The 7758-nt window shown below is 73.0% G+C and carries 6 protein-coding genes and 1 pseudogene; 4 read left to right on the forward strand and 3 right to left on the reverse strand.

Features of this window, described 5'->3' with window-relative positions; all coding sequences use genetic code 11:
* The 3 genes and pseudogenes from KBX53_RS15110 to KBX53_RS15120 form a co-directional block, all read left to right on the forward strand.
* A partial coding sequence (locus KBX53_RS15110; protein ID WP_210859910.1) for a PspC domain-containing protein occupies nt 1-1502 on the forward strand: 1502 nt, incomplete at its 5' end.
* Nucleotides 1499-1681, forward strand: a pseudogene (locus KBX53_RS37145) (hypothetical protein); the annotation flags it as partial. The gene KBX53_RS15110 and the pseudogene KBX53_RS37145, both read left to right, overlap by 4 nt.
* A 713-nt stretch (nt 1682-2394) precedes the next feature.
* On the forward strand, nt 2395-3648 hold the full coding sequence (locus KBX53_RS15120; protein ID WP_210859912.1) for a phosphatidylserine decarboxylase: 1254 nt from the start codon (nt 2395-2397) through the stop codon (nt 3646-3648).
* 56 nt (nt 3649-3704) lie between these two features.
* On the opposite strand, the gene KBX53_RS15125 is transcribed toward KBX53_RS15120, so the two are convergent.
* From KBX53_RS15125 to KBX53_RS15135, 3 genes are all read right to left on the reverse strand, one after another.
* Nucleotides 3705-4655, reverse strand: coding sequence for a phosphatidylcholine/phosphatidylserine synthase (locus tag KBX53_RS15125; protein ID WP_030337848.1), 951 nt, complete (start codon nt 4653-4655; stop codon nt 3705-3707).
* Nucleotides 4656-4999: 344 nt separating this feature from the next.
* A complete protein-coding gene (locus KBX53_RS15130) occupies nt 5000-5965 on the reverse strand; it encodes an NUDIX hydrolase (protein WP_210859914.1) in 966 nt (321 codons plus the stop codon).
* 364 nt (nt 5966-6329) lie between these two features.
* On the reverse strand, nt 6330-7280 hold the full coding sequence (locus KBX53_RS15135; protein WP_210859916.1) for an NUDIX domain-containing protein: 951 nt from the start codon (nt 7278-7280) through the stop codon (nt 6330-6332).
* A gap of 143 nt (nt 7281-7423) precedes the next feature.
* Here KBX53_RS15135 and KBX53_RS15140 point away from each other — a divergent pair.
* Nucleotides 7424-7758, forward strand: a 335-nt coding sequence (locus tag KBX53_RS15140) for a PspC domain-containing protein (protein WP_247675651.1), incomplete at its 3' end; no start/stop codon positions are given.

The raw sequence follows: 7758 nt of genomic DNA on the forward strand, positions 1-7758 counted from the left end.
CCAGCTTCACCTCACGGTACGGGCTGGTCCGACCGCGCGACGGGCGGTATCTGGCCGGGGTCTGCGCGGCCATCGGGCGCGCCACCAACACCGATCCGGTGCTCTGGCGGGTGCTGCTCGCGGTGCTCGGCTTCTTCGGGGGCATCGGCATTCTGGTGTACGTCGCCGCCTGGCTGATCATCCCGAACGAGGGCGACACCGCCTCCCCTGTCGAATCCATGCTCGGCCGCGGTCGCTCCAGCATGTCGCCGGTGACCGTGATCGTCCTGGGCATCCTGGTCGCGGCCAGCTTCGCGTACATCGTCACCGACGCCTTCCGCGCGGTGCTGCTCGGCGCCGCCATCCTGGTCGCCGGCGCGCTCCTGCTCAACCGGGACGGCCGCAACCCACGGCCCGGCAACCCGGGCGGTCCGCCACCGGCCGGCAACCCGGCCGGCCCGATCGTCCCACCGGTGGCCTGGCCCGCACCGTCGTACGGCGCGGCGCCGTCGACCAGCCCGGCGATGACGCCGCCGATGTTCGGCACCGGTCCGGGGTACGCCACCGCGACCACGGGGGCAGCCCCCACCGCCACCATCCCGGGGTACGACACGCCGCCGACCAGCGGCCCGCAGCCGGCCACCGCGACCCAGCAGGTGTCCGGGATGGGTCCGGTGTCCGGGCAACCGGCCGGCACGACGGCTGCCCAGCCCGGCTGGCCGAGCACCGCCATGCCCAGCTCCGGTTGGCCGTCGCCACCGGTGAGCAGCGCACCCGCTGCCCCGGCCGGCTATCCGACCGCCCCGCCGCCCTCCGGTTACCGCCCGCCGTTCGCGCCGCACGGCCCGTACGCTTCGCCGACCCCGGCCGCGCCGCCTCCGCCCAAGCCACCGAAGCCGCCGAAGCGCCCGAAGGAGCGGTCACCACTCGGCGCGGTGACCTTCTCGCTGATCTTCCTGGTGCTCGGTCTGGTCGCCCTGCTCGACCTGCTGGACGTCTTCGCCATCAGCGCCTCGGCGTACTTCGCCGCCGCGTTGGCCACCATCGCGCTGGGTCTGCTGGTCGGCACCTGGTTCGGGCGGGCCCGCTGGCTCATCGCGCTCGGCCTGGTGACCGCCGCGGCGCTGGGCACGGCTACCGTCGCCGAGTCCTACGACCGGATCCGAGGGGTCGACGGCGCGGTGACCTGGGCGCCCACCGACTACCGCGACCTGGCGGACCGGTACGAGAACAGCTTCGGTGACGCCGTGCTCGACCTGCGCGGGATCGACTTCGCGAAACGGGAGAGCCAGGTGACGGTGGCCGTCAACTTCGGCCAGGCGACAGTGGTCGTGCCTCCGAACGTCGACGTCACGACGGTGGCCGACGTCAACGCGGGTGACGCCACCGTCTTCGGCAACCGCTCCGGTGGCCTGGACGGCCGTCTGCGGGAATCCACCGACCTCGGCGCGGACGGGCCCGGTGGCGGGACCCTGCGCCTCTACATCCACGTCAACGCGGGCAACCTGGAGGTGACCCGGTGAAGGCTCACCGCACGGATCTGGTGTCGTTCGCCTTCGGGCTCGTGTTCCTGGCGCTGTCCGCCTGGTGGCTGCTCGCCCAACTGCTCGGGCTGGCGCTGCCGCCGGTCGGCTGGTTCCTGGCCGGCGCACTCATCCTGATCGGGGTCTTCGGGCTGGTCGGCGCGCTGCGCTCGGGTCGACCGAGCCAGCCGGAGCCGACCGCCGGGGTCGCCGAGGCCGTCGTGCCCGTTTCCGGCACGTCGGTCTCCGGTGCGCCCAGCTCCGGTACGCCCGCGCCGGTCTCCGGTGCCGCCACGTCGACATCCGGTGCGGCCCTGCCGGTCTGGGAGGCCGAACGCTCCACCTGGGACACCCCCTCCCCGGACCCGACGCGCATCTCGGACCCGACGTTCGCCTCGGACCGGTCGCTGGAGACGCCGACCGCCGAGGTGCGGGCGGAGGATGCGCCGATCACCGATGTGATCCACCCGGCCTGGCTGGCACATCCGCCGTCGGAGCCGCCGACCGAGCCGATCCCCGGCCGGTCCGGCGGCGCGGACGAGGAGCCGACTCTCGGGGTCCTCGCCCGCCCGGGGACGTCCGACGGGGACGAGCCGACCCGGTCCGACCAACCGGTCGCGGCCGGCGGTGACCACCCGGGCACGGCCGCCGCCGACGATGCGGCAGCCAGCGGCGGCGACCAGACCCGCGACGAGCGGGAGGGTCCGCGCCGGGAAGTCTGACCCCGGGCGCCTGACCCGCGTCGGTCCACCACAGCCGCACGGCGGTGGGACCGGCGCGGACGGGCGCATATGCTGGCCGGTGGAGATCTCGCCTCCGCCGGCCGGCCCGTCCCGCCCATGGCGGTCCCGCCGCGATTCCCGTCTCTACCCCCGTCAGGAGCCCGCCCGACATGACCCAGTCCCCCGCCGTGCGTACCACCGGCCGGTCCGGTCCGGTCCGCATCGGCGAGCGAGCCGCCCGTACCCTCGTCGCCGAGCTGGCCCGGATCAACGACGCCAAGGCCGCCCTGCTGGTCGGGGTGCACCCGGCCTCCGCGGTGCTGGCCGCGGCGATCGAGGCGCTGCTCCCCGGTGACCGGCTCACCGTGGTGCCCACCGAGCCGTTCGGCGCCGCCGCGCTGCGCGAGCACGTCGCCGCCCAGGGCCGCTGGGTCGCCGACCGGGTGAACGTCGTCGACTCGCTGGCCGAAGCCGAGCCCGCCGCGGTCGTCATCGCCGGTGAGGTGTTCACCGGCACCGCCGCGGCGACCCGCGGCGGCGTCGAAGGGCTGGCCAATTACCTGAGCGAGGGGGCGGTGCTGAGCGTGGCGACAGTCGCCACGCCCGGCCGGACCGAGGGCGCCGCCGCCGAGCTGGCCCGACAGGACGCCCTCTATGGCGTCGGCGCCGACCTGGTGCTGCGCAACACGCCACCGGTACGGGTCTACCGACTGCGGTTCACCCCGGCCAGCCCGGCCACCGCCGACAGCCTGGCCCCCGCGTACCGGCCATCGAGTGTGCCGGTGACCCGGAGCATGCACATCGACTCCAACGGTGTGGCGGCGGCGGGCATCGCGCTGGGCCTCGCCGCGCTCACCCGGGTGGCGCGTCCGTCGTCCAAGCTGTGGCTGCTGCCGGCCCTGGCCGCCGGGCCGGTCGCCGCGTTCTTCCGGGACCCCGAGCGGGACGTGCCGGAGGACCCGAGCGCCGTGGTCGCCAGCGCGGACGGAAAGGTCCTGTCGGTTCAGCGGCTGCACGACGAGCGCTTCGGCGACGGCGAGTGGCTGCGAATCGCGGTGTTCCTGTCGGTGCTGGACGTGCACGTCAACCGCGCACCGGTCGCCGGCAAGGTGGTGGACTACTTCGTCGCCGACGGCGGCTTCGTCAACGCGATGAAGCCGGACGCCGAGCACAACGTCGCCGCGTACACCGTGCTGGACACCGCGCGCGGCACTGTGGTGGTCGCGCAGCGGACCGGGCTGATCGCTCGCCGGATCGTGCAGCGCGCGCCGATCGGCGCACTGCTGGCCAAGGGCGAGCGCTTCGGGCTGATCCGGTTCGGCTCCCGGACCGACGTCTACCTGCCCGCCGAGACCGCGGACCCGCTGGTCGGGCCGGGCGACAAGGTGGTCGGTGGGTCCACGGTCATCGCCCGCTGGCGCTGACCCGCTGACGACGAACGGGGCGCCGCGGTCCGCGGCGCCCCGTTCTGTCTGCTCAATCAGGCGGTACGACGCTGCCGCAGCCAGAGAACCGGCCCGCTGACCAGGTAACCCACCACGATCAGGGCGAACGTCAGCCGGATGTCGACCAGTGCGCCGATCACCGGAGCCAACCAGAGCCACGGCGGCAGCTTCACCAGGCGGGCGAGCTTGGCGTACGGGAAGCTCGACACCATCGCGAACGCCAGCAACGCCACCCCGGCGACCAGCACGGCACCGGGCACCGGCAGGCCGATCGCCACCGTCACGGCGAGCACCGCGGCGGCCATGGTGGTGGGCACACCGCAGAAGAAGCGGCCGTCCTTCGGCGAGACGTTGAACCGGGCCAGGCGGATCGCGGCACACGCGGCGACCAGGGCGCAGGCCACCGCCGCCGCGGCCGTGGAGACCGAGCCGGCGAGCGACGCGTAGACCACGACCGGCGCGGCCAGGCCGAACGAGCACATGTCGGCCAGTGAGTCCATCTGAGCGCCGAACGGGCTGGCCACGCCGAGGCGTCGGGCCAGCGCGCCGTCCAGACCGTCGAAGCCGACGCAGGCGATCAGGCAGAGCGCGGCCATGCGCACCTCACCCTGCATGGCCAGGAAGATGGCCAGCATGCCGAGCATCAGGCTGGCCAGCGTGCAGGCGTTGACCAGGCCGAACTTCATCCGGCGCGCGATGGTGCGCTCGCCGGGAAGCAGCGGGATCGAGCGGGCCTCGTCGACCTGCGCCATCGGCGGCATCGCCGGGCTGACCGGTACGACCGCGTCGATGTCCGCCCGGTCCAGGCCCAGTGTCGGGTCCACACCCAGCGTCGGTCGGCTGAGCCGGTCCAGGCCGTAACGACGGCGCTGCCGGTCGGCGTACCGGTGCTCGGTCGGGGTCAGGTCGGTCGGGTGCAGGTCGCCGTCGCGGCGACCGACCCGGACCAACAGCACCTGGCGGGCGAACGTGCTGCTGCGGCGCAACCGGCCCGCCCAGCGACGCCCTGCGGGGCGCGGACTGTCAGTAGTACGACGCCGGCGCCATGGGGCTCTCGGCACGTTTCCTCCATCACCGGATCTGCTGGCCGCCGTGGGGCGGTGTCCGGCTGTCTCGTGCCGGACCTTGCATGGCCCGGCAGCCGTTTTGCGGAGTACACCATCGCATAGGGGAACATGGCTTGGCGATAGCTGCCGGCGGTACTTATAACTGGCTTAAACCGCTCGAACCGCTCGCTTGTTCCCATCCCGGGCCTCATCGCCCGTTTCCTCCATCATTCCCGCCTTTGACTGTACCGGAGGGTCACCAACTCGGCTCAGTGAGCCGAGTGCTATCGGCCACTCTGTCCGATTGCCACGGCAGCGATGTCGCTCAACGGCAGGTCAACCGCCTCGGCCCGGGTGAACCACCCCGCCCGGGCCGTCGACCCTCCGGCGGCTTCGGTGACCGTCGCGTCAGTAGGTACGTCCACCAACACCCGATAGATCACCCGTACGCCATGCCAGTCCAGCGGACGACCCTCCGGGCCGTACGCGGCCGGATTGTGCAGGTTGTTGACGCCGAGGAGCTCCACCACCCGGCCCACCTGCCCACCCTCCTCGACGAGCTCCCGGAGCAACCCGGTGGCTGGCTGCTCACCGTGATCGGTGCCACCGCCGGGCAGATGCCAGAGACCGGCCCCCGGATAGCCCTGCGCGATCTGCGTCAGCAGAATCCGCCCAGCAGGGTCGGTGACCAGCCCGTACGCCCCGAAGCGCAGCCGACGATCGGGGTGTGGCGGCGCAGTCGGATGCCGCAGCCGGTGCGTCCCGGGCGGCAGTGGGGTGACCGGCACACCGAGCGCCTCGGCGGTGAACGGGGTCAGCGGCACCTGCGCCACCTCCGCCGGGGAGAGCCAGCGAGACTGATCAACCAGACCAGCCCCGGCCTCGGGCTGCGCGCCTTGGGGCTGCGCATCCTGCGGCTGAGCCGCCTGGGGTCGCGGGGCATCGGACAGAGCGCCGTGGGGCGTGCTGAGTTCAAACAACAGCCGGTCGGTGTGCAGCGAGATCCTGCCCTCCGAAGAAGTGGCCACATCGGCGACCACCGCGAGCAGTCGAGACACCGTCACCGTCAACCCGACCTGTTCGGCGACCTCGCGGACCACTGCACGCTCCGGGTCCTCGGCATGCCCGACGGCACCGCCCGGCAACCGCCAGAGACCCGGGAATTCGCCTTCAACCCCGTCCCGAACCACCAGGGCACGGCCCGAATCCCTGATGAGCCCGTAGACCCCGACCCGCCGCATCAATTGCACCTTTGCTCGCCCCCGCTTCGCACCCCATGCCGTTGATCATGAAGTTATCGCCATCCATCTCGCACTCTGACAATAACTTCATGATCAACGCGAGGTGGCGCATGGGAACCCACGGAGCTGGCGAACCGGCGTCACTCAGGACGAAGCGTGATCCACTCGGGTTCACGGAAGGCGCGGTGTCCCGCGCGCCGGGATACCGCGCCTTCAAGGAACCCGAGTTGATCAAGGGGGTGAGGCCAGTCGATCACAGGGCGAGGCCACTGCGCAGCGGCGGGGCGCGACCACGGGCAGCCGGCGGCAAGCCGGCAGGTCGTGCCGGACGGGGGCGCGACCGTTGGGCCGTCTCCTCGTAGACCGGCCGGGGTCAGGTTAGCTGGGCCGCCTGCACCGCCTCGGCGGTCACCTCGGTGAGGCGGTCGGTGGGGAGCGCGCCCAACTCCTCGCGGCCGAACCAGCGGGCCTCGCAGGTGGAGCCGCCCACGTCAGCCACGGTCAGCGGATTGGGCTGGTCGACGACGACCCGGTAGAAGGCGCGTACGCCGTGCCAGTCGATCGGGTAGCCCTCCGGGCCGAGCGAGGCGGCGTCGCGGTGGCTGGCCACGCCGAGCAGTTCGACGAGGCGGCCGGTCTGCCCGGTCTCCTCGACCAACTCCCGGATGAGGGCCGCGCCGGGCTGCTCACCGTAGTCGGTGCCGCCGCCGGGCAGGTGCCAGCAGCCGGCACCGGGGTAGCCGTCGGAGACCCGGGTGAGCAGGACGCGACCGGCCGGGTCGGTGCAGACCGCGTACGCGGCGAAGCGCTGGGCCCGGTGCAGCCCGTCGGGGCCGGGCACGGCGTAGAAGGAGGGGAACTCGGGTGCCTCGTCGGGCACCACGTCGGCCGAGGAGGCGGGCAGCCCGAGGGCGCGTGCGGTGAACGAGCGCAGCGGCAGCTCGCGCGCCTCGTCGAGGGTGTACCACCGGGCGAGGTCGGTGGGGCGTTCGCCGACCCGGTCCGCGAGGGTGCCGCCGCGCACGGCCACCCGGTAGATCAACCGGTCGGTGTGGATGGTGATGCCGCGATCCGGGAGTGCCCGCATGTCGGCGAGCACGTCGGCCAGCCCGGAGACGGCGACCGAGAGGCCGGTTTCGGCGGCGGTCTCGCGGACGACGGTGTGGTTCGGGTCCTCGCCGTGGTCGACGGCCCCGCCGGGCAGCGACCATGCCCCGGGGGTCCCGGAGTGCTCCGATGCGCGGACCAGCAGGACGCGGCCGCTTGAATCAGCACAAACTGCGTATGCCGCGATCCTGCGGAGCGGCTTGAGCAAGGTGGTCACGGAAGCAAATTCTCCCCGGGCCGGGTTACCGGAACGGAAAAGAGTCGGATTCCTGACTGTCCGGCCCCGATCAGGGATTGGTCAGGGTAATGATCCGGGCGGTCACCGAGGGCGGGGCGGACGCCAGCGCGGACCGTGGGGGTATGACATCGACCACCGCACCCCACGCCCCGTACAAGCAGCTTCGGCGACCCACCACCGACCGCATGGTCGCGGGGGTCGCCAGCGGCATCGGCCGCTACTTCGACATCGACCCCACACTGGTCCGGGTGATCTTCGCGGTCACCGGCCTGCTCACCGGCGGGCTCGCGCTGTTCGCGTACCCGATCATGTGGTTCCTGATGCCGGAGGAGCCCGCCGGCGCGCCGGCCTGGCCGCACGCCGCGGGCGTCGCGCCGCAGAACGGCCCGCCGCCCACCGCCGGGCCCGCGCCCGGCGGCCCACCGCAGGGGTACGCCCCGACGCCGCCCTACCCGCC

The sequence above is a fragment of the Micromonospora sp. M51 genome, from assembly GCF_018070305.1.
Classification (GTDB): Bacteria; Actinomycetota; Actinomycetes; order Mycobacteriales; family Micromonosporaceae; genus Micromonospora; species Micromonospora parva.

Bases quoted from the DNA above. Each gene is read 5' to 3' on its own strand.
- KBX53_RS15120 (WP_210859912.1), top strand. From the start codon at position 2,395: ATGACCCAGTCCCCCGCCGTGCGTACCACCGGCCGGTCCGGTCCGGTC.